General features: G+C 44.7%; 17 protein-coding genes. 8 read left to right on the top strand and 9 right to left on the bottom strand.

From position 1 onward, the window contains the following. The first annotated feature begins 335 nt into the window (after positions 1-335). On the top strand, positions 336-2,156 hold the full coding sequence (locus LYNGBM3L_RS17000; RefSeq protein WP_008185740.1) for a serine/threonine-protein kinase: 1,821 nt from the start codon (positions 336-338) through the stop codon (positions 2,154-2,156). A 368-nt stretch (positions 2,157-2,524) separates the two neighbouring features. Further along, positions 2,525-3,760: a geranylgeranyl reductase gene (chlP, locus tag LYNGBM3L_RS16995; protein WP_008185738.1), complete on the top strand. Its 1,236-nt coding sequence runs from the start codon at positions 2,525-2,527 to the stop codon at positions 3,758-3,760. A 135-nt stretch (positions 3,761-3,895) separates the two neighbouring features. Here chlP and rpaA read toward each other — a convergent pair whose 3' ends face one another. Both rpaA and LYNGBM3L_RS16985 read right to left on the bottom strand, forming a co-directional pair. Then, on the bottom strand, positions 3,896-4,633 hold the full coding sequence (gene rpaA / locus LYNGBM3L_RS16990) for a two component system response regulator RpaA (RefSeq protein ID WP_008185733.1): 738 nt from the start codon (positions 4,631-4,633) through the stop codon (positions 3,896-3,898). Positions 4,634-4,966: 333 nt separating this feature from the next. After that, the gene (locus tag LYNGBM3L_RS16985; protein ID WP_008185731.1) at positions 4,967-5,788 is read right to left on the bottom strand and encodes an acyl-CoA desaturase; all 822 of its coding nucleotides are present in this window, start codon (positions 5,786-5,788) and stop codon (positions 4,967-4,969) included. An 89-nt stretch (positions 5,789-5,877) separates the two neighbouring features. Between LYNGBM3L_RS16985 and LYNGBM3L_RS16980 the strand changes: the two genes are divergently transcribed. Continuing rightward, positions 5,878-7,113: a methionine gamma-lyase family protein gene (locus LYNGBM3L_RS16980; protein WP_044493645.1), complete on the top strand. Its 1,236-nt coding sequence runs from the start codon at positions 5,878-5,880 to the stop codon at positions 7,111-7,113. A gap of 85 nt (positions 7,114-7,198) precedes the next feature. Here the strand turns inward: LYNGBM3L_RS16980 and LYNGBM3L_RS16975 are convergent, their stop codons facing one another. Together LYNGBM3L_RS16975 and LYNGBM3L_RS16970 are read right to left on the bottom strand one after the other, a co-directional pair. Then, complete coding sequence (locus tag LYNGBM3L_RS16975; protein ID WP_008185727.1) at positions 7,199-8,464, bottom strand: tetratricopeptide repeat protein; 1,266 nt, start codon at positions 8,462-8,464, stop codon at positions 7,199-7,201. Between the two features lie 187 nt (positions 8,465-8,651). Continuing rightward, the gene (locus LYNGBM3L_RS16970) at positions 8,652-10,331 is read right to left on the bottom strand and encodes a S8 family serine peptidase (RefSeq protein WP_008185725.1); all 1,680 of its coding nucleotides are present in this window, start codon (positions 10,329-10,331) and stop codon (positions 8,652-8,654) included. 92 nt (positions 10,332-10,423) lie between these two features. Between LYNGBM3L_RS16970 and LYNGBM3L_RS40990 the strand changes: the two genes are divergently transcribed. The 3 genes from LYNGBM3L_RS40990 to LYNGBM3L_RS16960 all read left to right on the top strand — a co-directional run bounded on the left by LYNGBM3L_RS40990 (position 10,424) and on the right by LYNGBM3L_RS16960 (position 12,544). Then, positions 10,424-10,606 carry a hypothetical protein gene (locus tag LYNGBM3L_RS40990; protein WP_131827147.1) on the top strand — a complete coding sequence of 61 codons (183 nt, stop codon included), beginning with the start codon at positions 10,424-10,426 and terminating at the stop codon, positions 10,604-10,606. 19 nt (positions 10,607-10,625) lie between these two features. Next, positions 10,626-11,231 (top strand): DUF4340 domain-containing protein, encoded by a 606-nt coding sequence (locus tag LYNGBM3L_RS16965; RefSeq protein ID WP_044493642.1) that lies wholly within the window; start codon positions 10,626-10,628, stop codon positions 11,229-11,231. Between the two features lie 515 nt (positions 11,232-11,746). Then, entirely contained in the window at positions 11,747-12,544 is a 798-nt protein-coding gene (locus LYNGBM3L_RS16960) for an SPFH domain-containing protein (protein ID WP_008185722.1), read from the top strand. Positions 12,545-12,808: 264 nt separating this feature from the next. Here LYNGBM3L_RS16960 and folP read toward each other — a convergent pair whose 3' ends face one another. The 4 genes from folP to LYNGBM3L_RS43775 form a co-directional block, all read right to left on the bottom strand. Further along, on the bottom strand, positions 12,809-13,654 hold the full coding sequence (folP, locus tag LYNGBM3L_RS16955) for a dihydropteroate synthase (protein ID WP_008185720.1): 846 nt from the start codon (positions 13,652-13,654) through the stop codon (positions 12,809-12,811). 142 nt (positions 13,655-13,796) lie between these two features. Beyond that, positions 13,797-14,522, bottom strand: coding sequence for a triose-phosphate isomerase (tpiA, locus tag LYNGBM3L_RS16950; protein WP_071986895.1), 726 nt, complete (start codon positions 14,520-14,522; stop codon positions 13,797-13,799). A 258-nt stretch (positions 14,523-14,780) separates the two neighbouring features. Continuing rightward, positions 14,781-16,931 (bottom strand): polyribonucleotide nucleotidyltransferase, encoded by a 2,151-nt coding sequence (locus LYNGBM3L_RS16945; RefSeq protein ID WP_008185716.1) that lies wholly within the window; start codon positions 16,929-16,931, stop codon positions 14,781-14,783. Next, positions 16,900-17,220 carry a hypothetical protein gene (locus tag LYNGBM3L_RS43775; RefSeq protein ID WP_154659832.1) on the bottom strand — a complete coding sequence of 107 codons (321 nt, stop codon included), beginning with the start codon at positions 17,218-17,220 and terminating at the stop codon, positions 16,900-16,902. The genes LYNGBM3L_RS16945 and LYNGBM3L_RS43775 overlap by 32 nt, the downstream gene beginning before the upstream one ends. Before the next feature lie 528 nt (positions 17,221-17,748). Here LYNGBM3L_RS43775 and LYNGBM3L_RS16940 point away from each other — a divergent pair. Further along, a complete protein-coding gene (locus LYNGBM3L_RS16940) occupies positions 17,749-21,009 on the top strand; it encodes a sll1366 family intein-prone helicase (RefSeq protein WP_008185713.1) in 3,261 nt (1,086 codons plus the stop codon). A gap of 1,266 nt (positions 21,010-22,275) precedes the next feature. Here LYNGBM3L_RS16940 and LYNGBM3L_RS45855 read toward each other — a convergent pair. Then, the gene (locus LYNGBM3L_RS45855) at positions 22,276-22,572 is read right to left on the bottom strand and encodes a hypothetical protein (RefSeq protein WP_044493585.1); all 297 of its coding nucleotides are present in this window, start codon (positions 22,570-22,572) and stop codon (positions 22,276-22,278) included. Between the two features lie 193 nt (positions 22,573-22,765). Here LYNGBM3L_RS45855 and LYNGBM3L_RS16930 point away from each other — a divergent pair, with 193 nt between their 5' ends. Continuing rightward, a complete protein-coding gene (locus tag LYNGBM3L_RS16930) occupies positions 22,766-23,227 on the top strand; it encodes a hypothetical protein (RefSeq protein ID WP_008185705.1) in 462 nt (153 codons plus the stop codon). Positions 23,228-23,630 lie beyond the last annotated feature (403 nt).

Below are 23,630 nucleotides of genomic sequence, written 5' to 3'. Positions count from 1 at the left end.
GACTATCTCGCCATCTGACCATCTGACCATCAGCCCCATGCACAATTTCAATGGGTGACAGCTTACTCCCTCATTTGAGTAACTTATCGTTAGTTGAGCTGATTAAGGGACAAGTCTCTTAATGTCCGATAGTCAAGGAAAAAGTTAATGTTGCCGTGGGACCCTGCGCTTTTTAAAAGCTAAGCGTGAACGGGCACCAAGACGAGGGAGTTGAGGGTTAATTAAACAACTGGTAATGTTAACTTTCTTTGTGGTATAACTGGCTTTAGGATCCAAATCAATGGTATATTTACTGAATTTGGAATCATAATTAGGTAGTCATCACTAACCCCTCGATGAGCCGCTTATCTGCACAGACAAAACCTGCAAAAGCCCTAGTAGGCGGACGCTACAAAATTATCAACCAACTGGGATCTGGTGGGTTTGGTCGAACGTTCCTGGCACAAGATATACATTTGCCAAATCAACCCCGATGTGTGGTTAAACATCTTTTGCCCCAAACCGAACAGACGGCAACGCTGCAAATGGCAAGACGCCTTTTCGATAGAGAAGCTCGATTTCTCTACCAGCTAGGTAATCATGACCAGATCCCTCGCCTACTAGCACATTTTGAGGAAGATCAGCAGTTTTATCTGGTTCAGGAATTGATTGAAGGACAACCTTTGAATCGAGAACTTGTCCAGGGTGATCCGTGTTCACAAGAGCGAGTTATTGCTTTATTAACAGACATTCTACAGGTATTGGCCTTTGTTCATCAACAACAGATTATCCACCGGGATATTAAGCCCTCTAACCTGATCCGCCGCCAAGGGGACGAGAAAATCGTGCTGATTGACTTTGGTGCTGTTAAGCAAGTCAGTAGCCAAAAGATTAATCCTGAAACCGGGGAAACTCATTTAACGGTTTCTATAGGCACCCAGGGCTATATGCCCCATGAGCAATTGGCAGGAAAGCCCCGCTTTAGCAGTGATATCTATGCTGTCGGGATGGTTGGTATCCAGGCATTAACTGGGGTTCATCCCAAAAACTTGAAGGAAAATCCCATAACTAGTGAAATTGATTGGCAACACTACGCAAAGCAGGTTAGCCCAGAGTTGGCCCATATTCTTGACATTATGGTGCGCTATGATTTCCGTGACCGTTATCGGACAGCAACTGACGCTCTAGAGGTATTGGCTAGTTTACCAACACAGCAACTGTTGTCTGAAGCTGAGGAAGAAATCCCTACTCAGGAAATTACCAGGGAAAGCCAGTCTGGGATGGAACTCCCAATTCCCGACATTAGGAACCTACCAAAAACTACAGTCCACTCGTCAATGATGACCAGGAGTCAAAGTAGAACTACGCCTCAACTTGACCTCACCGAACATTCGAGAGGTTCAGCAACTAACTTGACAACAGTATCTATTCCGCAACGATTGGTGAAGTTGGGGTTAATTACTGTATCGATAACTATCTTGGGGGTCAGCTTGCTGCTGTGGAAAACTTTTCTATCTGCTCAACCGACTGGTGAAAATACTGACTATAAGACTGACTATAAGACTGACTATAAGACTGACTATAAGACTGACTATAAGACTGAGGCTACGGTTACAGAAGAGCAATTTTTAGAGGAAGCTGAGCAGTTGCGGAAATCTCGACAGTACCAGGAAGCTCTCAAACTATACGACCAAGCGATCGCTAAAAAAGCCGATTTTGCGGAAGCCTATTGGGGCAGATGCTACAGTCTGAATAAACTCCAAAAGCCGGAGATGGCAATTGTTGCTTGTAATGATGCCTTACATTTCAAACCTAACTATCCAGAAGCTGTGTGGAGCCTTGGTCAAGCCTTTGACCAACAGCAAAGGTCTGTAGAAGCCCTTAGACTCTATAACCAAGCCCTTACTCTCAAGCCAGATTTAACGGAAGCTTGGCTTTCACAGGGAATAACCCTCCAAAAGTTGGGTCGTTCTGTTGAGGCGATTACGGCTTTGGAGAAAGCGATCGCACTTCAACGAAATTTGGCAGAGGCTTGGATGACTAAGGGGGAAGCTCAGATGACACTAGGACGCTTTAATCAGGCAATCACTTCTTTAAATAAGGCACTCCAGATTGAACCTAACCACCGGAATGCCCTGAAGCTACGTCAGCAGGCACGGAAGAAACTGCAACGCTAAATTCAGTAGTTCCAAAACTCGACTCTCGGATCATCTGCATCTGTAGTCCTACTTTGAGGAATTGGTATTACTTTACCGATTTGCCTACACTATCGATATTTTCTCTTATTTCCCAACAGGTCTAAGCTCGGTCTAATTAAGAATTAACCATTAACAATAACAATTACTAAAAATTACACAATAATTAATAATTAATAATTAATCTTAACAATTAATCGGTAACGATGAAAATGACCAATCACCGCTGTAATTGTTAAGTAATGTGACGAACTTTTGTTAAGGTGTATTGCAACTTGACCCCAAATATTAGGGAAGCTTCAGATCACAGGAAAGTCCATGATAGTATGCATTGCGTAGCTTAAAAAACCATGGGAGAAAACATGCCAGCACTAAGGGTTGCAGTAGTTGGTTCGGGACCAGCAGGTTCTTCTGCTGCCGAGACGTTAGCTAAAGCAGGAATCGAAACCTATTTGTTTGAGCGTAAGCTGGACAATGCTAAGCCCTGTGGTGGTGCGATTCCACTATGTATGGTGAGTGAGTTTGACCTGCCACCAGAAATTATTGACCGGCAAGTGAGAAACATGAAGATGATCTCACCGTCTGATCTTGAAGTTGATATCCATATAGAAAAGGAAAACGAATATATTGGGATGTGCCGTCGCGAGGTGCTTGATGGGTTCATGCGCAATCGTGCGGCTGAGTTGGGGGCTAACTTAATTAATGGCACCGTTTATAAACTCGATATTCCCACCAGTAACTCTCAACCCTATACCATCTATTATTCTGACCATTCTGATGGCAGTGTCAAGGGAACCCACAAAACCTTGAAAGTAGATGTGGTGATTGGAGCTGATGGGGCAAATTCCCGGGTTGCCAAAGCAATTGATGCTGGGGATTACAATTATGCGATCGCTTTCCAAGAGCGCATCAGTTTGCCAGAGAACATGATGAATTACTACCAAGACCTGGCAGAAATGTATGTGGGTAATGATGTCTCTCCTGATTTCTACGCCTGGGTCTTCCCTAAATACGACCACGTTGCTGTTGGCACCGGCACTATGAGGGTCAACCAATCCCTGATCAAAAAGCTACAAGCAGGGATTCGCGCCCGTGCGGCTAAAAAACTTGTGGGTGGAAAAATTATCAAAGTGGAAGCCCATCCGATTCCTGAGCATCCCAGACCTAGACGTGTAGTTGGTCGGGTAGCTTTGGTAGGTGATGCTGCTGGAACAGTAACTAAATCCTCTGGGGAAGGGATTTACTTTGCGGCTAAATCAGCTCGCATGTGTGCTGAAACCATTGTGGAAACCTCTAATGGCGGTAGCCGTATCCCCACAGAGAGTGACCTCAAGCTTTACCTGAAGCGCTGGGATAAGAAATACGGCATGACCTACAAAGTCCTAGATATTCTACAACGAGTTTTCTATAACTCCGATGCTAGCCGAGAAGCCTTTGTAGAGATGTGTGCTGACAAGGATGTGCAGCGGCTGACTTTCGATAGCTATCTCTATAAAACCGTTGTACCTGCTAATCCTCTTATCCAAATGAAGATTACAGCGAAGACAATTGGTAGCTTGTTGCGGGGCAATGCCTTGGCTCCCTAGAACTTGATCAATTTTTGATCAGAATTAGCCAACTGACTAACGGTGAGAAAGCTTACCCCCGGCTTAAGGGCGGGGGCTTTCCACTCTAGCTTAAGAAGGTAGATTTGTAGTACCTCTGACATTACCAATTTCATCCTAGGCAGTCGCCGAAGTCACTTCTAGGGTCTTTTCTGTATTGGGTAACTCTAAGCAATAACCTGCTCCATAAACGGTTTTGATGTACTTAGGATGGCGGGGATCAGGTTCTAGCTTGGTTCTCAGGTGACGAATATGCACTCGAATGGTTTCGATATCATCGTCAGGGTCATACCCCCAAACTTCTTTAAGGATTTCGCTCGGAGAAACAGTTTGACCATGGCGCTGCAGTAAACAGTGCAGTAGTTCAAACTCCAGATGGGTCAGTTTCACGGTTTTATCAAACCAAATCGCCTCAAACCTTTCTGGAACTAGGGTCAAAGGACCATAGTTCAGTATTTCCGTATGCTTAGCAGCTTGGGGAATTCGGTCTGTGCGCCGTAGTAATGCTCGCACTCGCGCCAGCATTTCTTCGAGTTCAAAGGGTTTGGTGAGATAATCATCGGCACCAGCATTAAAGCCTTCTACCTTGTCTTGGGTTTGACCTAGGGCAGTCAACATCAATACTGGAATATCGGAAGTGCGTTCATCCCGACGTAACCGTTGGCAGACGGTGAAACCATCTACCTTGGGTAGCATCAAGTCTAACATAATCAGGTCTGGCTGCAGTTGCAGAGCTAGAGCCTGACCCTTGATGCCATCCATTGCTTGACTAACATCGTAGCCAGCCATCTCCAAATTGATGGTGACTAATTCTGAAATTGCGGGGTCGTCATCGATGACCAGTATCCGGGGCATCACTAAGGAGTTGTTGCTAAGGTGTATCCGTTAACGTTCGATAAGAACAATTTGAGATTAGTAACAATACTTATACGATTATAAAGGCAGACTTTACGTTTTTTGTAAACAAAAGCTAAGAATTTTTAATATTTTATAATTTTACCAGAAACTCCCTAAGCCTCAGTGCTAGAGTCATAAGTCCTGAAGTAGACAGGATAAATCCATGGTGCTTGCACTTTGGAAACCGGAGTATACTCTGCTGCTCAGGAGGTTTTACAACTAAGCCGCCCTCAGAACTGAAGCCGCTCGGCAACTGGCAGGGTAGCACTCAAGGTACTACCCTAGGGAAACTTATGTCTGTTCAGGACTAATCAGTTTCACGTTTTTGGCTAAACCCAGCTGTTGTAGGAACTGAATCGTCATCCAAGTCAGGTCAATTTCCCACCATTTAATGCCATGCCTTGCAGAATACTGATAAGCATGGTGATTGTTGTGCCAGCCTTCGCCATAGGTTAGTAGGGCTACCCACCAGCAGTTTTTTGAGCAATCATTAGACTCATAGGTGCGATAACCAAATTTGTGAGTAGCACTGTTGACAAACCAGGTACAGTGAAACACCAGTACTAGCCGCACAAAAATCCCCCACACTACAAATGGCCAGCCACCCATGGCATACAGCAACAGTCCTAGAACCACTTGAACAAGCACAAAATACTTATCCAAAAACTGATAAACCCGATCTCCAGAAATATCTTTAGTGAATTTAGAAATTTGCTCATCAGCAGGAATTTTATGCAACATCCAAGCCATGTGACTCCACCAAAACCCTTGATGGGAGTCATGGGGATCCGGTTGGGTGTCAGAGTGCAAATGATGGATGCGATGTAGTCCTACCCAATCGATCACTCCTCCTTGACAGGAAATGGTACCACACAAAACTAGGAAGTATTCTAACCACTTGGGTGTCTGAAAACTGCGGTGGGTCACTAAGCGATGCCATCCCAGAGTTACCCCCAAGCCCCCTGTCACCCAGTGGAAAAAGATCATTAAGCCCACTGCTGTCCAGTTAAAGTTGCTCGGAAGTAAGGCAAACAGGGCTGCTAGGTGAATAAAGGCCATATAGGTAATAACGACCCAATCTAAACGAAGATTATCTGAAGTAGCAATTGTCATGCAGTAAGTCTAATAGGATACAAATTGTCATAACCCGCTCTCTTTGATCTAAAATTTTGATCTAAAATTTCGAGGCGCGAATTTTGGGAATCAACAGCTCTCAACGGCTGCAAGCAGCAGAAAAAGCACTATTTCCGATCTTTTATGGTATTGACACCGCCGTCAAGCAAAATCTCAAAAAGGTACTGGATTCTTTTCGAGTACATCGTGTAGGAGTCCATCACTTTGCTGGTGTTTCGGGCTATGGACATGATGATTTAGGACGCAAAACTCTCGACATGGTGTTTGCTGATGTCATGGGAGCTGAATCTGCAGCTGTACGGGTACAATTTGTTTCCGGAACCCATGCGATCGCATCTTGCCTGTTTGGGGTATTGCGTCCTGGAGATGAAATGCTAGCGATTGCCGGTGCCCCTTACGATACCTTGGAAGAGGTGATTGGTTTACGGGGTGATGGTCAAGGTTCCCTAATAGAATTTGGGATTCGTTACCGCCAGTTGTCCCTAACTAGTGAGGGAAGTTTAGATTGGTCAGCCTTGGCAACAGCGGTAGGAGAGAATACCCGCCTGGTGTTCATTCAGCGTTCCTGTGGGTATTCTTGGCGAAAGAGTCTTTCAATATCAGAAATAGAAAAAATTGTCAAGCTTGTCAAACAACAAAATCCTGATACTATCTGTTTTGTGGATAACTGTTACGGGGAATTTGTAGAAGAACAAGAACCGACAGCAGTAGGAGCAGATTTGATGGCGGGTTCCTTGATTAAAAATCCTGGGGGAACGATTGCTACTGCTGGAGGCTATGTCGCTGGAAAAGCTGACTTAGTTGAAGCGGCGACCTGTCGTCTGACTGCTCCAGGGATTGGTAGTTCAGGTGGGGCGACTTTCGATCAAAATCGATTGCTGTTTCAAGGATTATTCCTAGCTCCCCAAATGGTTGGTGAAGCCCTCAAAGGGAGTCATTTAATCGCTCATACTATAGCACAACTTGGTTATCCTGTCAATCCCCCACCGATGGTACCCCGTCGGGATGTAATTCAAGCAGTTGAGTTGGGTTCAGCGGAAAAATTAATCGCTTTCTGTCGAGGGATACAACAGCATTCTCCGATAGGTTCCTACCTCGACCCTGTCCCAGCCGCAATGCCGGGTTATGAGAGTCAGTTAGTGATGGCTGGGGGGACTTTTATTGATGGCAGTACGTCAGAATTTTCTGCCGATGGTCCGCTTAAGGAGCCTTATATTGTGTTTTGTCAGGGAGGAACCCATTGGACTCATATTGCGATCGCATTAGAAGCTGCCATTGAAGCAATCGCAACAGCTGATAGCTGATAGCACCTCAAGTAGCACCATCTGTAGCGCATAAGCTGAATGATTAATTGTCGCTAGTTTTATCAATATTTCAATTATTATAGCGCTATCGTTCTAAATCCTTGATCACCTTCTCCCAATACCATTTTTCTGGCATCCCTGGGTATTTTCCCTTAGCCAAGTCAAGTAGGCGTGTGGCGATATCGGATTGTCCTCCTACCAGTCTTAGTAGTCTTTGTTGCAACTCCCTACTAGGTTTGATATTTGATGGTGCTTGTGATTCTCGATTGCTCGACCCCTCGGTCAGTTGTAATGGCTGTAGCTGTTTGAGTTTATCGAGCAGTTTCCGATAATTAGTCCAGTCTTGTTGATCGAAATACAGGTTTGCCGCTTGTTGATAATCTTCAAATGCTCCCCGTAGATCTTCAAACTTTTCACGAGCGGTTGCCCGATAACGATATGATTGAGCATCATTGGGTTTAAGAGTAATAACTCGGGAATAATCTTCGATGGCTTGGCGATAGTCTCCCATCTGGATATAGGCATTACCCCGATGGATTAAGACGTCCCGATTTTCCGGATTACTTTGTAGTAACTTGGTCAAGTCATCAATAGCTCCCCGGTAATCTCCCAATTCAATTCGTACTAATCCTCGATGGTAACGAACCTGAGCATCTTGGGGATTTAGTTCCATAGCTTGACCAAGGTCTTGAATGGCTCTCCTGTAATCACCGAGTTTGCAGTGAACAATACCTCGATAGCAATAAGCTTGGGCATTTTTGGGGTCAACCTCAAGGAGCCAGTTGAAATCCTCTAAGGCTTCTCGGTACTTGCCTGTGTTAACTTTATTTATTGCTTGATGGCAAAAATCGTTAGTCTGGGCTCGACCTAAAGCTAGTATTTGCTGTTGTTGAATTTGATTGATACTCTCAAGACAACGACGACAATTTAATTTATCTTGTTGGTCTAGGTAGAGCTGAGCTGCTTGTTTAAATGATGCGATCGCAGCCTGATTATCTCCTAACTTACGGTAGGCACTACCTTGAAGCTTACAAGCTGCAGGCTGATTAGGATTAATCTTAAGTATTTGATTGGCATCTTCTATTGCTCCAGTGGCATCTCCCAGTGCCAATCGAGCCAAACCCCGCCCGAAATAAACTTCAATACTTTCAGAATTGATTTGTAAAGCCTGAGTATAATCGGCAAGCGCGCCTTGTTGATCCCCTAAGTCAAAGCGAGCCATAGCTCGTTTATAGTAGGCTTCGGCGAAGTTCGGATTAATCTCTAAGGCTTTGTCAAATTCCTCGATTGCTTCGTTCAAGTCTCCTTGACGAATTTTATCTATTCCTCGGTAGTAAAACTCTTCCTCCATTCCAACTCTATTGTGAATCAACTACCATTCCTACTTTAGCTAGATTGTAACTTTAGCTTCTAGCGCCTTCAATCTTGAGATCTGACCCGTAAGGGCACCATGGGATGAATCCCCAATCAAGTTTTTATTTTTCGAGCCAAGTTTTTGCTCAAAGCTAGCAGCTTAGCCCTCTTGCCTCTGTTGCCTATCATTTGGGATCTGGAACTGTCCACCAAGCTAAAGCATAAGCTTGAGACGGCTGATTAACCTGTTGTTGATACTGAACCCGAATTTTATAGCGACCCTGAGCAGGGACTTGGCAGAAAATATGTTCCACAGCATCCGCTTCACTGATAGAAGCACAGACACTTTTGGTAATGTCCTCTTCTCCGACTGGCATTAAATAGAGGTCAAGATTATTCAAACCGCGATCGCTAAAACTCTCCCCAAGATCATAAGCATCATTATTATTGTCATCCTCTAACTCTACCAAACGGTCCCAAGCCAGAGTTAAAGAGATAAAACTTCCTTCTGCTAAGGGTTTTGTTAACACATAGTCCCGATCAGATGATTTCTCCACAGTACGGTAATCCCAACCCACTGGTGGCACTCCAATGCCACTGGGACTCCATTGGCCGAGTTTAAATTGCTGGTAAGCTCGAAACCCATTTAGATGTCCTGTCCCCATCTGCATATCCAGAGGAATTTTGGGGTCTTGGTAAGCATCAGACTCTAACCAGTGGTGATTATCCTTTGCCCGAATCGTGCGGCTCATGCCTAGTAGCATCCCATCACCGAGATCTTGAATTTTGTCAGCAGAATTAAGCAACACTGCCTTCATTACTTCATGGCGTCGGGAATCTGTACTCCAATTCATCCACAAGCGATGCAGCCCGGTATTGGGGGTTTCCGCTCTGAGGGACTGCATCAAGAATAGTTTTTGTTGTCTTGAGCGCAGCTTGCGCAAAGCGGAATCACCAAATTCCTGTAGCAATGCTACAACACCAGTGATATGGGGAGCAGCAAAACTGGTACCACTGACCTTAGTCACTTTACCTTTGAGGTCATACAACGATATCTTGTTGCCAGGAGCTACCAAATTAATCGAGCGGCGAGAACCAACATTAATTTCTTGCCGAATCAGACGACGACCAATACCAACTGGTAAAGCACTCAAGTTAGCAAAGTCTACCTTATTAAAAACTCCCTGACGCTTGGCTGTGTATGCTGCATTGATACCATTAAAATTATCTGTGGGGATCGGAATGCCCCCTTTGCCTTGGTTGCCAGCAATCACATACAAGACGTCATGCACCCTAGCTGACCAATCGATACATAGAGTTAACAGCGCATTGCCATCCAGCACCGCTTCCTCCCTCGGGTCCCGCTGTAGGGATTCACCAAAACTAAAATTAATTGCCCGCACATCGGAGCCATTTTGCTGAGCAATATGCTGAGCCGCGAGGCACTCTTCCGGTTGTCCACTCCTAGACAGGGAACCAACTGCTGAAGCGTAGAGTTTTGCCCCAGGTGCTACTCCCCGAAAGGCTTTGTCTCGACTAATCATCACAGCTGCTACCATAGCCGCATGTTCATCAACATGGGTATTCGGTTTTGCGGGGGTGTTGCGATAAAATACTCCCGCAGGAGTTACTGTCCGATTCTTGATAGCGGCCTTATCCTTACCAAATAATCCAGGTCTACCAATTTCCACTTGCCCAATGGCAATTTTGCGACCGGTTAAATTATAGGGAGGTTGGTGTAACCGATAGACATTAATACCAGCTTCTGAGATTGATGTATCTAATCCCAAGGCTGGCGCGATTACCCCTGAGATACCTAAACCACCCAATAGCCATACCAGTGTTTTTTGGATCGGAATTTTCATAATTCTTTACACAGAGCGCGTTTATTGATCTCCGACTACTTAGCAATCTCCCAAAGACTTAGCTAGATCTAGCTATAGCGTTTCTCATAATTGTGAACTACACAAGATTTTTTCCCTGTTCCCAGATCCGCTGTTCCCAGATCCGCTGTTCCCAGATCCGCTGTTCCCAGATCCGCTGTTCCCTGTTCCCTACTCCCTACTCCCTACTCCCTACTCCCAAGGGAGGTGTACCTCACCCAATTGAGAACCGCTATAACGTATTAAGCTGTGTTTAGATCGATGCAGTTTAAACTGATGAAACTACAAAGGACAACTCTGATTTTAGTCATTTGTGCCATCCTCCTGGGGGGAGGTGTATATATTTATGAAATTCAGGGTTCTGAAAAGCGAGAAGCTGCTAAAATTAATAAAAAACCGATATTTAATTTCACTGAAGACGAGATTCAATCGTTTACTGTTAATAGTGATGACAAGACCTTAGTATTCGAGCGAGCCAGTGAGCCAGAATCGGGTTGGCGGATGAAAAAGCCCAAAGAGGCGACAGCTAGTGATGCGGTTGTTTCCTTTTTGTTGAACTTGCTGGCTCAGGGCAAAAGCGATCGCATTCTTACGGTTAGCCCTGACCAACTTCCAGAGTATGGATTAGACAAGCCCTCAGCAACTATAACAGTGAAACTGAAAAATCAGGACAGTCCGAAGCTGATCTTAGGCAACTTGGACTTTACTCGCAGTTTCCTATATGCTCAAGTCCTACCACTGGATTCCAAATCTGAGCAGTTGCAGGTGCTGTTAGTGCCAGTGGACTTTCAGTATGCTGTCTCACGCCCCCTCTCAGAATGGCTGGTTAATCAGGACAAGGCTGAAGAAGACAAGCCATCTGCTGCTGAAAAAACTGACTAGTACGAAATTGTAAGCATTCAGCGTGTCGCGTATCAGCGTGTCGCGTATCAGCTATCAGCCAAAGGCCACGCTACGGGAATGGCCAGGCTACTGTTGGCGCAGCGTGCGCGTAGCGCAATCGGTGCTTTTGAATAAAATCAGCTGACTACTGAGCACTGACGGCACCTCAAGTAGCGTGAGCCAAGGCCATTCGCGTTCGCGAATGGCTCACGGCTGAATGCTTAAACTAAATCTACTTTGATAACCTACTTTTTTAGTTGTTGCGGATCTTCCCTCTGTTGTGTTCTCAGTTTCTAAGTATAGGTTAGGGGAATGGTGAGGGGAATACCCCTCATCCACAGAAGTTAGCTTCCCCGTAGTGTTGATAACAGCTTTGACACTCAACCCAGGGGTGGCTAGAGTGAAAGTTATCTATACACACATTTTGTGCTCTTCTATTGATAAAGTTATTTCTAGGAAATGCTAGCCGCAGCAAAGCGTGAATTTATTAATCTTCTAACAGGATCTAAAACACTATGGATATTCTTCTTAGCATACTCGCCCCAATTATTTTAGTAGCCTTTGGCTACACCGTAGGTACGACAAAAGTTGTCCAAGAGGGAAATGAAGCTCTAGTAGAACGTTTTGGTAAGTATCGTAAAAAACTAGACCCTGGTCTTAACTACAATGTAGTTCCGTTTATAGACAAGATTGCCGTAGAAGAGAGTACCCGTGAGCAGATTTTGGACATTGAACCCCAGCAGGCAATCACCAAAGATAACGTTCAGGTAGAAGTCGATGCGATCGTGTATTGGCAAATTTTAGATATGTACAAAGCTTTTTATGCTGTAGATAATGTTCATGAGGCGATTGAAAATTTAGTCATGACCACTCTGCGTTCTACCATTGGTCAGATGGAATTAGACGAGACTTATGCCTCCCGAGACAGAATCAATCAGAACTTATTGCAACAATTAGATGATGCCTCTGCTGATTGGGGAGTCAAGGTGATGCGGGTTGAGGTGCAAGAGATTAAACCACCCCAGACTATTATCGATGCCCTAGAGAAGGAACGAGCTGCTAAGAGTGAGAAACAAGCCAAAATTTTACAGGCTGAAGGTACAGTGGAGTCGATCCAAATGATCTCCAAAGCTCTTCAAGAGCAAGCTAATACTCAGAAAGTCCTACAGTTCCTGATTGCTCAACGCTATGTAGAAGCTAATGAAAAATTAAGTGAAAGCAACAATTCTAAAGTCGTCTTTATGGATCCAAAAGCACTGAGCGAAGCCATGACTGATTTGCTTCAAACTGAATCTGTGGGCGAGAGTAATTAGGGCAATAACAATGTAATAATTCAGCGGTCAGCGGTCAGCGGTCAGCGGTCAGCGGTCAGCGGTCAGCTTAAAATAAACCTCGAATGGGAGAATTTAATAGTTCGAGATTAATGAGAATTGAAACTCTCGGGAAAAGCCCATCAAAGCATTTAGCTGTCAGCTGTAAGCTGTCAGCAAACGTAACAGAGATTAAACCAATGCTTACCTCTTTTATTCAAAAGCTGAATGCTGATAACTGAATGCTGATAGCTGAATGCTGAATACTTAAACACGCCAAATCGCATCAGCAACACGGCAGACATCACGGAGCTGGTCAACATCGTGTACCCGCAGGATGTCTGCTGAACCGGCAATGGCACTACAACAAGCCGCAGCAGTTCCCCAAATTCGACCCTTGGGGTCTGGTTGATTGATGATGCGTCCAATAAAGCTTTTGCGAGATACTCCTATTAACATCGGTAGACCGAGGGCATCAAACCTAGGCAGTTGCCGCAGAATCTCTACACTTTGCTCAGCGGTTTTGGCAAAACCAATGCCTGGGTCAATAATAATATGCGATCGCTTAATTCCTGCTGCGGTTGCCGCAGTTACCCGCTCCTCCAGAAAGCTATAGATTTCTCCAATTAAGTCTTGATAATCAGTTAATTTTTGCATGGAAACCGGGGTGCCTCGGATATGCATTAAGACAATTGGTACCCCCAATTGCCCTACAAGTGGCAACATGTCTGGGTCAAATGTGCCACCGGAAATATCATTGACCATATCGGCACCAGCTTCTACCGCAGCCTTAGCCACAGATGCTCTAGTGGTATCGACAGAAATCGGTATCTTCAGCACTGAACCCATTGCCTTTACCACAGGCACAACTCGTTTCAGTTCTTCGGGTAGGGAAATTTGCTCGGCACCAGGTCGAGTGGATTGACCACCAATATCGATAATATCAGCACCAGCATCTACTAGAGCCTGAGCTTGCCTTAAGGCAGCTTCTGGGGTAAAATACTCTCCGCCATCACTAAAACTATCGGGGGTAACGTTCAAGATACCCATGATATAGGTTCGTTTGCCCCACTCAAAAGAATAGTTCTGGATGGTTAATTTTCCTTTATCCATCGCTTATAGATCATGGCTAATTGCTAATTGAAAATTGCCCATTGCAATCAACCAATTAACCAATTAACTAACTAATAATAAGCTAACTAACAATTAACAATTAACAATTAACAATTAACAATTAGCCCATGACTAATCACAACTACTGATAATTGACTATTCTGGCAAAGCTCGCAGGTTCTAAGCTTGCTCCGCCCACCAGTACTCCATCAATTTCTGATTGAGCCATAATTTCATCAATATTCTTGGGTTTGACGGAGCCACCATATTGAATTGGGACATTAGCTTCCTTTAGCTTGGAGCGAATTAATCCAATGATTCGATTCGCTTCTGATGCATCACAAGTGTCTCCAGTACCAATTGCCCAGATTGGTTCGTAAGCAATCACTAAATTTTGCTGGTCAACGTTGACTAGGTCTTTTTCCAACTGCTTGCTAATAATGTCTTCTGTTTCACCAGCATCCCGTTGTGCTTTCGTTTCCCCAACACACAGAATCGGAATCAAACCGTGACGCTGAGCAGCGTGAAGGCGTTTATTAACGGTTTCATCAGTTTCGCCGAAGTATTGACGCCGTTCACTATGACCAACAATGACATAGCGCACACCAATTTCCTTGAGCATCCCACCAGCAATTTCACCAGTGTAGGCTCCAGCATTTTCCCAGTGGATATTCTGAGCCCCGATCTGTACACGAGTATTTTGTACATGCTCAGACATCACACCCAAGTCGGTGAAGGGACCACACAGAACAACCTCCCGTTCTATGGGAGTTTGCTCCACCTCAGGCAAAAATCCCTTTAAAAACTCAGCGGTTTCCGCTTGAGTTTTGTACATTTTCCAGTTACCAGCTATAACAATTTTCCGCACAGCTTAACTAAATCATCTCTAAACCATAATGCATTATTTAGTGTAAAGCTTTTACTTACGGCTATCTCAGAAATGTTTAACTTTTGCTGGTCACTGACCTGATCACAGGATACTCCTAGGGTAAGTTCAGGGAAGCATCATCAGAGTAGGGTCAATTTATTCCCCCAACTCCCCAGAGGCTTCTACATCTGTTCTCTATAGTCTTGAGAAGCTTCCCTGCTCCTGACGCTTCACCATTATCTAGCTAGCCTAGCTAGGTTATAACGCTGCTGCTTCCCGTGCTGCGGCAGCTTCGTCCGGATGAATGTTCAAACGGGTTAAATTAAGACGACCCTTGTTGTCAATTTCCCGTATTTTGACAACTACCTCATCTCCTACCGCTAACTCATCTTCCACTTTGCCAACTCGGTAGTCAGCTAGTTGGGAAATGTGAATCATACCTTCTTTGCCAGGAAGTATTTCCACAAAGGCACCAATGGGAATAATCCGGGTGACACGACCAACATAGACATCCCCTTCATGCAGCTTGCGGGTTAAGCCTTGGATGATATTGATAGCTTTGGTGGCTCTGTCCCCATCCATAGCAGATACGGTAACTGTACCGTCATCTTCAATATCGATTTTTGCCCCAGTTTGCTCGGTAATTCCTTTAATTGTCTTACCCCCTGGACCAATGACTGTACCGATGAACTCCGGATCGATCTTCATGGTTAAGAGGCGAGGAGCAAAGGGTGACATGTCTGTGGAGGGTGTGTCAATCACCGCCAGCATCTTTTCTAGGATATGCAGTCTGGCTGGTTTGGCTTGCTCAATGGCCTGGGCTATGGTATCCATGGACAGACCAGTGATTTTCATGTCCATTTGCAAAGCCGTGATGCCAGTATCGGTACCGGCGACTTTGAAGTCCATGTCACCCAAAAAGTCTTCAATACCTTGAATATCGGTGAGAATGCGGACTTCATCTCCTTCTTTGATCAAACCCATGGCTGCACCACTAACGGGTTTGGTAATCGGTACACCTGAATCCATCAAGGCCAGTGTTGAACCACAAACCGAGCCCATGGAGGTGGAACCATTGGAGGAGAGCACTTCCGATACTACCCGGATCACATAGGGAAACTCGTGTTGAGGGGGCAACACGGGGACTAATGCTCGTTCGGCTAAGGCTCCGTGACCAATTTCACGCCGTCCGGGCGATCGCAATGGCTTGACTTCCCCTACAGAAAAGGGTGGGAAATTGTAGTGGTGCAGATAGCGCTTCTCATCTTCTGGGTTAAGGTCATCTAGAGTTTGGGCATCTCCAGGTGTTCCCAAGGTAACCGTGGATAGGACTTGGGTTAGTCCTCGGTTGAACAAAGCGCTACCATGAACTCGCTGAGGTAATAGACTGGTTTGACAAGAGACAGGACGCACTTGGTCTAGCTTGCGACCATCCACGCGCACCCCTTCTTCCACAATCTGAGTACGCATCAGTTTTTTGGTGAGGCTTTTGAACAGCTTATCGACTAATGCGCTATTTTCATTAACCGCTACACGGATCGGGTCATCCTCTTTGAGTTGGGTAATTTCTGCTTTGACAGCACTGTCTTTAATCTCATCTAAGGCAACATCCCGACCATTTTTGTCCAGGTCAAATTGCGAGAGGACACCTTTAATTTTGTCAGTGGCGCGGACGCGAATAAATTCTTCTAGATTCGAGTCTACGGCTGGGGGTTCGCCAATCACTATTGCAATTCCCAACTCCTCAAGCAGGTCATGCTGGGCTTTGATCAAGTCTTGTACCGCTTCGTAGCCGAAATCGATGGCCTCGATTATATCTTGTTCCGGTAATTGATTGGCACCGGCTTCTACCATAATTACCCCTTGTGGGGAACCAGCCACGACTAAGTCCAAGTCGCCATTTTCGATTTCCTTGTAGGTGGGATTAATCATAAAATCATCCCCGAGTAACCCTACCCGTACAGCTGCCATTGGTCCATAGAAGGGAATGCTGCCCTGCAACACAGCAATCGATGCACCAGTAACTGCCAAAACATCTGGCGGTACTTGTTCATCCATAGACAGGGTAGTTGCTACAATCTGTATATCATCTCGTAGCCAACTGGGAAATAAGGGACGTAAGGGACGGTCAATGAGACGGCTAGTTAGGATAACTTTTTCTGGAGGACGGCCTTCCCGCCTGAGGAAACCACCTGGAATCCGACCTGCTGCGTAGAGTCTTTCTTCGTAGTCAACCACCAAGGGCAGAAAATCGATCCCTTCTCGACCAGGGGCACGAGTTGCTGTCACTAGAACTGCTGTATCCCCCGACTGTATCATTACTGAACCACCAGATTGAGGGGCAAGTAGACCTACTTTGAGTCTAATATCCCGTCCATCAAAGGATATTGACTTGTCTATCTCTACCATTTCGGTACTTTTTCCTTCTTTGTTTGATCACTGTTCTCGTTCTGTCGCAATCGTAGCATTTATCACTCGGGGGGGTGGTAAGTAGGGAAGGGAGTAGGGAGTAGGGAGTAGGCAATAGGCAATAGGCAATAGGCAATAGGCAATAGGCAATAGGCAATAGGCAATAGGCAATAGGCAATAGGCAATAGGCAATAGGGAGCGGTGCGACCCGTGGCGAATTTAATTCGACGACTGTAAGCGCACTCCCTGGGAGTCGGGAGTCGGGAGCAATGAAAAAATTTATATGCACCTGATTAGACTAGTAAACGCTATACTTTTTTATGGTGTTAGGCTAATGGGTCAACTGCTTTAGGCCTACGGTTGCTTTCTTTTTGAAAGTGGCCAAATTTGTGGTGGAGTAAATTCAGCGTTCTTTTAGAGTTTCAAGACTACTGAATACTCTAAGTAATAGCCATGGATTTTACTTCAGGTTTTACCGTTTTTTGTTATTACAAAATAGAATTAAGGTATTCTCTATCAAGTTTTTTTGATAAGCGAAGATTTTTTATGTAATGGGTGAAATAACTGGAGATAATCTCCCCTAATCAGCTAAAAAAATAAGTTTGCTTACTTCAATTAATATAGTAATCTCAAGGAATTATGATAATTTCTGTTCCCTGTTCCCTGTTCCCTGTTCCCTACTCCCTACTCCCTACTCCCTATTCCCTTTGTTATAAATATTAATCAGATACTATAGCTGTTAATCCTAAGGGATAAATTCAGCAAATTTGATCGACAAAACCTGGACTAGATCACAAAAAAAGACACAAAAATTATTATGGCAACGTTACATGGCAGTTGGATATCTGGGGAAACTAATGGTCATCTATTTATTTGGGGAGAAACCTGGCGCACAAAGGCGCAGATATCAACAACTGCCAATGATATGTCATGTCACCCGTTTGCCATGACTGAGGAAGAATTGACGTCTTTTTTAGATTCTCATCGTCTGTCCATCGGTCAATTTTTAGAGGTGTCTGAGAAGACCAGTTCAGCTAGTCGTAAGCGTGCAGCTCAACAGCATCAGGTTCGCTGGCAGTCTCAAATTGTTCTCTTACCTACTGAACCATCATCCAAAGGTGAACCAGCTTATCCAGTGCTGTCTAGCAAAATGTTGTTAGATAGTGCAGAGGATAGTGCAGAGGCTGGTCAGTGGGAATTACAACCATGGCAAGTGCAAGGGGTAAGTCTGGAACCGATGGCAGGGGTAAGATTCCTGGAAGCCTTACCCCTGGGCTCTTTTGAAGGCTCAGACGCTTACCTGGGAGGGGAGTTGCGTTTTTGGTCTCAGGTGATGCGCTGGAGCTTGGATCTGCTGAATCGGGGTAAGTTTTTACCAGGACTGTACCGATTGCCTGATGGTAAGGTAAGGGCTTTCTGGCAACCTCTGCTTGATAGTACTACCGATCAAGTCCGTCTAGAAAAGTATATCAAGCTCATGCCCTCGGCTTGCTGTGCTTATCCACAACAGGTTAGTTCTCCACAGTTGACCCTTCAAGCTACAACGGATTTGGTTAAGGCTCAGGAATTGCTATTGGGATTCTTGAGTAGTGTGGTTAATACACAGGTGCGGGATTTTGTCAAGGGTGAGTCGGTGCCAGTAGTAGAATCACCGATGGTGGAATGGTTGCGATCGCTTTCTTCTAATTTGTCTTCTAATTCAGAAACCCTAGGGCTAGAGTCAACAACCCTAGGTCGATTAGCGGCAGCACTGTCTACTTGGAACACTCCGGTGCAACAGAATTTAGTGACACCGACGTCCAAGAGGTTGAGGCAAAATCTGTTTCGTACTTGTTTTATCCTGAAGCCTCCTACCTCTGACCAAGAGAATTGGAGCTTGGCCTATGGCTTACAAGCGGTTGATGACCCAGACCTGGTGGTGGATGCTGAGACGATCTGGAATTACTCAGGAGAGCGGTTGGAGATTAAGCAGCGAAGCATTGAACAACCTCAGGAAACGTTCCTGAAAGGGTTAGGATTAGCGACTCGACTCTATCCTCCCATCGAGCCGAGCTTACACCAACCCCGTCCTGAGTTTTGTGAGCTAACCATAGTAGATGTGTATGAGTTCATTAGGGCTAGTGCATGGCGGTTGCAAAACAATGGCTTGGGTATTGTCTTACCACCAGGATTGAAACCAGGCACGGGAGCCAAACGCTTGGGAATTAGTCTTCTGGCGGAAGTGCCACCACAAAAGAAGAATCAACGGTTAGGACTCCAAAGCTTACTGAAGTTTAAGTGGCAACTGGCGATTGGAGATAAAACCATCTCGAAGCGGGAGTTTAATCGCTTGATGGCACTGAAATCACCCCTAGTGGAGGTGGATGGGGAATGGATGGCGTTACAACCCTCTGATGTCCGGGCAGCTCAAGAGATGTTTAAGGGTTCGACCGATAACATGACTCTTTCCGTAGAGGATGCTTTGCGGATCACTACTGGTGATAATAATACCTTGGCAAAACTACCGGTAGTGAAGTTTGAAGCATCGGGAGCTCTGCAAGAGTTAATTACTAATTTACAGGGGAATCAATCCCTGGAGCCGATTCCTCAACCAGCTAGTTTTCAGGGGCAATTGCGACCCTATCAAGCTAGAGGGATGGGCTGGCTGGCGTTTCTGGAACGTTGGGGTTTGGGTGCTTGTCTGGCGGATGATATGGGCCTTGGTAAGACGGCACAACTGATTGCGTTTCTGTTGCATCTTCAGGAAGAAGGTACCCTGAATGGGCCTTGCTTAGTGGTATGTCCGACTTCTGTGCTAGGAAACTGGGAACGGGAAGTAAAGAAATTTGCGCCATCCCTGAAAACTATTGTCCATCACGGGGATAAACGCTCTAAAGGGAAAGCCTTTGCTAAGGCAGTTAAGACTAAGCAGGTGATCATTACCAGTTATTCCTTAGTACATCGGGATGCGACTACCCTGGATGGGGTGGAATGGCAGGGGGTGGTGCTGGATGAAGCTCAGAATATTAAGAATCCTAGCGCTAAGCAATCCCAAGCCGTGAAGCAACTTTCCACTACCTTTCGGATTGCCTTAACCGGTACTCCCGTGGAAAATCGGTTGTCGGAATTGTGGTCAATTATCGATTTTCTCAATCCTGGGTATTTAGGCGATCGCCAATTCTTCCAACGTCGATTTGCGGTACCGATTGAGAAATTTGGCGACCGGGATTCCTTGCAGACCATGCGATCGCTAGTGCAACCCTTTATCCTCCGTCGCCTCAAAACCGATAAGTCTATTATTCAAGATTTGCCCGAAAAGCAGGAAATGAATGTTTTTTGTGGTCTTTCCGCAGCCCAAGCTACGGTTTATCAACAGTTGGTGGATGATTCTTTAGCACAAATTGAAGAAGCTGAGGGGATTAAGCGCAAGGGCATGATTTTGACTTTATTGTTGAGACTCAAGCAACTGTGTAATCATCCCGCACTGTTGGAGAGTAAGGGGAAAAAGACTAAGGGTAAAACGGGAGATAATTCGTTAATGTCTAGCCAGCAGTCGGGTAAGTTACGACGGTTGGAAGAAATGTTAGAAGAGGCGATTTCTGAGGGAGACCGTGGCTTAATTTTTACCCAATTTTCGGAATGGGGGAAATTGCTGAAACCCTATTTAGAGCAAAAATTCGGCAAGGAAGTTTTATTCCTCTATGGCGCAACTCGTAAGAAACAACGGGAGGAAATGATTGATCGGTTCCAGAATGACCCCGATGGTCCATCGATATTTATTCTGTCTCTGAAAGCTGGTGGCACGGGATTGAATTTAACGAGAGCTAATCATGTGTTTCATGTAGACCGCTGGTGGAATCCAGCCGTGGAAAATCAAGCTACTGACCGCGTCTTTCGGATTGGTCAAAAACGCAATGTTCAAGTCCATAAGTTTATCTGTACTGGCACTGTGGAAGAAAAAATTAATGACATTATTGAAAGTAAGAAACAGTTAGCGGAACAAACTGTAGATGCAGGAGAAGATTGGTTGACGGAAATGAATACGGAACAATTGCGCGATTTGGTTTTGCTTGACCGGAGTGCGGTTATTGATGATTAATTTTGTAGGGTGGGCAAAATTCTATGATCTAGAATTATTACAAGCACCAAAGGGTTTTTGCCCACCAGTAGGGAGTAGGGTGCGTTAGGGGCGGACTTGACCTAATTTTTACGGTAGCCAGGGTTGAGATAGTCCGCCCCGTAACGCACGACCGGGTCAAACAGCAAAATAGAGTTGTGTAGGGTGGGCAAAATTCTATGATCTAGAATTGTTACAAGCACCAAAGGGTTTTTGCCCACCAGTGCGTAGGGTGGGCAAAATTCTATGATCTAGAATTGTTACAAGCACCAAAGGGTTTTTGCCCACCAATTATTTAGTAGGGTGGGCAAAATTCTATGATCTAGAATTGTTACAAGCACCAAAGGGTTTTTGCCCACCAGTGCGTAGGGTGGGCAAAATTCTAGGTTCTAGAATTATTACAAGCACCAAAGGGTTTTTGCCCACCAATTATTTAGTAGGGTGGGCAAAATTCTAGGTTCTAGAATTGTTAAAAGCACCAAAGGGTTTTTGCCCACCAATTATTTAGTAGGGTGGGCAAAATTCTAGGTTCTAGAATTATTACAAGCACCAAAGGGTTTTTGCCCACCAATTATTTAGTAGGGTGGGCAAAATTCTAGGTTCTAGAATTGTTAAAAGCACCAAAGGGTTTTTGTCCACCAATTATTTAGTAGGGTGGGCAAAATTCTAGGTTCTAGAATTGTTAAAAGCACCAAAGGGTTTTTGCCCACCAATTATTTAGTAGGGTGGGCAAAATTCTAGGTTCTAGAATTGTTAAAAGCACCAAAGGGTTTTTGCCCACCAATTATTAAGTAGGGTGGGCAAAATTCTAGGTTCTATAATTGTGACAAGAACCAAATAATTTTTGCCCACCAGTGCGTAGGGTGGGCAAAATTCTAGGTTCTATAATTGTGACAAGCACCAAAGGGTTTTTGCCCACCAATTATTTAGTAGGGTGGGCAAAATTATAGGTTCTATAATTGTCAAAAGCACCAAAGGGTTTTTGCCCACCAGCAGTTGGGTAAGATGGGCTGAATCTTCGCGCTGAATAGGAATAGAGTGGGCATCCTGCCCGCCCGAAAATATAGAGTGGGCATCCTGGCCGCCCGAAAATAAGCATGAAACTGGCAAGATGCCAGTTCCACACAAGATGCCCCTTCCAGCAACGCCAATAATTGAGCAATGTTTTGGGCTTATTGATAATCAACCGGGTGATTAGAGATTTTTGATACTATTGTTTACTTTTTAACTGTAATTTTTGATACATAATTAGAGGCGTTTACCCTGTTTATGAGGTTTTATATGAGTTTTATGAGGTTTTATATGAGGTTTATGAGGTTTGATATGAGGTTTATGAGGTTTGATATGAAGTTTGATATGAGGTTTGATAGCGTTTATCATAGCTATGAGGTACACATAATTTTTGCCCTGTTCCCTCTTCTCTCTTGCCTGTTCCCTGTTCCCTGTTCCCTCTTCTCTCTTCCCTGTTCCCTGTTCCCTCTTCTCTCTTCCCTGTTCCCTGTTCCCTGTTCCCTGTTCCCTAAAACCAGAAACTCTGTACCTCACCAAATTAAAAACCGCTATATATGAGGTTTTATATGAGGTTTATAGATTGTTTTTTCATCAAGGTATAGATAATAATTAAAGGGAATACAGTTCAGTCTCAGGAAAATCAATTTGTTTCAAGATTAATCTGTATTTCAAATATTTACTCCAAAGTCCAATAAATAAAGGCAAAATAAAGGCAAAAACAAAGAAAATGAACAACGAGATTCAAGGGAAAATGAAACGGGTACTGTTAGCTCTAGTAGCAGGGGTCTTCTTTCTGTTCAGTAATTCTGCCATCGCACTGGCACATAACTTGGACGGAACCTATTTATCTAGAGAGACAGGCACAATCTTGGTCATTAAAGATGCTGATGAAAGCAATGGGACATTTAAGGGTGGCATGGAGCAGTTTATCGACAGAAATGGATATAAATTTGAAGAAATTGATGGTACTTTCCGTTATACGCAAAGACCACCAGCACCATATATAACAATGACCGTGCGAGGCAATCTTCGAAATAAACCACGGAATTTTTCAATTGCAGAAGCTTTTGCTGGAAGTACCGAGCAACCCGATTATTCTGTATTGAAACTGAACGGAGGATATGCGTTTTATAATAACGGAAGGGCAACGGAAAAAGCTTTATCAGGAGACTTCATCAAACAAAACTGAAAGAATAATTAGGTGGGCATGAATAAACGTTATAGCACTACGCATTCAGATGTTTGACATTGTCTTGATGCAATAGCGAGTGGGGGAAACCACGGCAGTCGCTCATGGGGGGAACCCCCAAGACCGCGCTGCCTCCCCAAGACCGCTTAGGTGCGCTTTCCGTTGGCGAATTAAATTCGCCACGGGTCGCACCTCTGCATCGCTCCTAAACTCCAAAACGTAAGTAATCGCTTACTTTTGACTTCTGACCCAAGAACCTTGCTGACTTGCCCGTAGCGCTATAAAGCTCAAAATACGAAAATGAAGCTGAAAGCCCTTATTAAAGGGGTTTTCAGCATTTTGAATCTTAGAACAGTGCGTAGGGTGGGCAAAATGATATTATCTAGAATTTTTCAAAGAACCA

Origin of the sequence: Moorena producens 3L (assembly GCF_000211815.1) — a bacterium.
GTDB classification, from domain to species: domain Bacteria; phylum Cyanobacteriota; class Cyanobacteriia; order Cyanobacteriales; family Coleofasciculaceae; genus Moorena; species Moorena producens.
The sequence above is the reverse complement of the archived record's forward strand: the minus strand, read 5'-3'. Positions and strand labels throughout refer to the sequence as shown.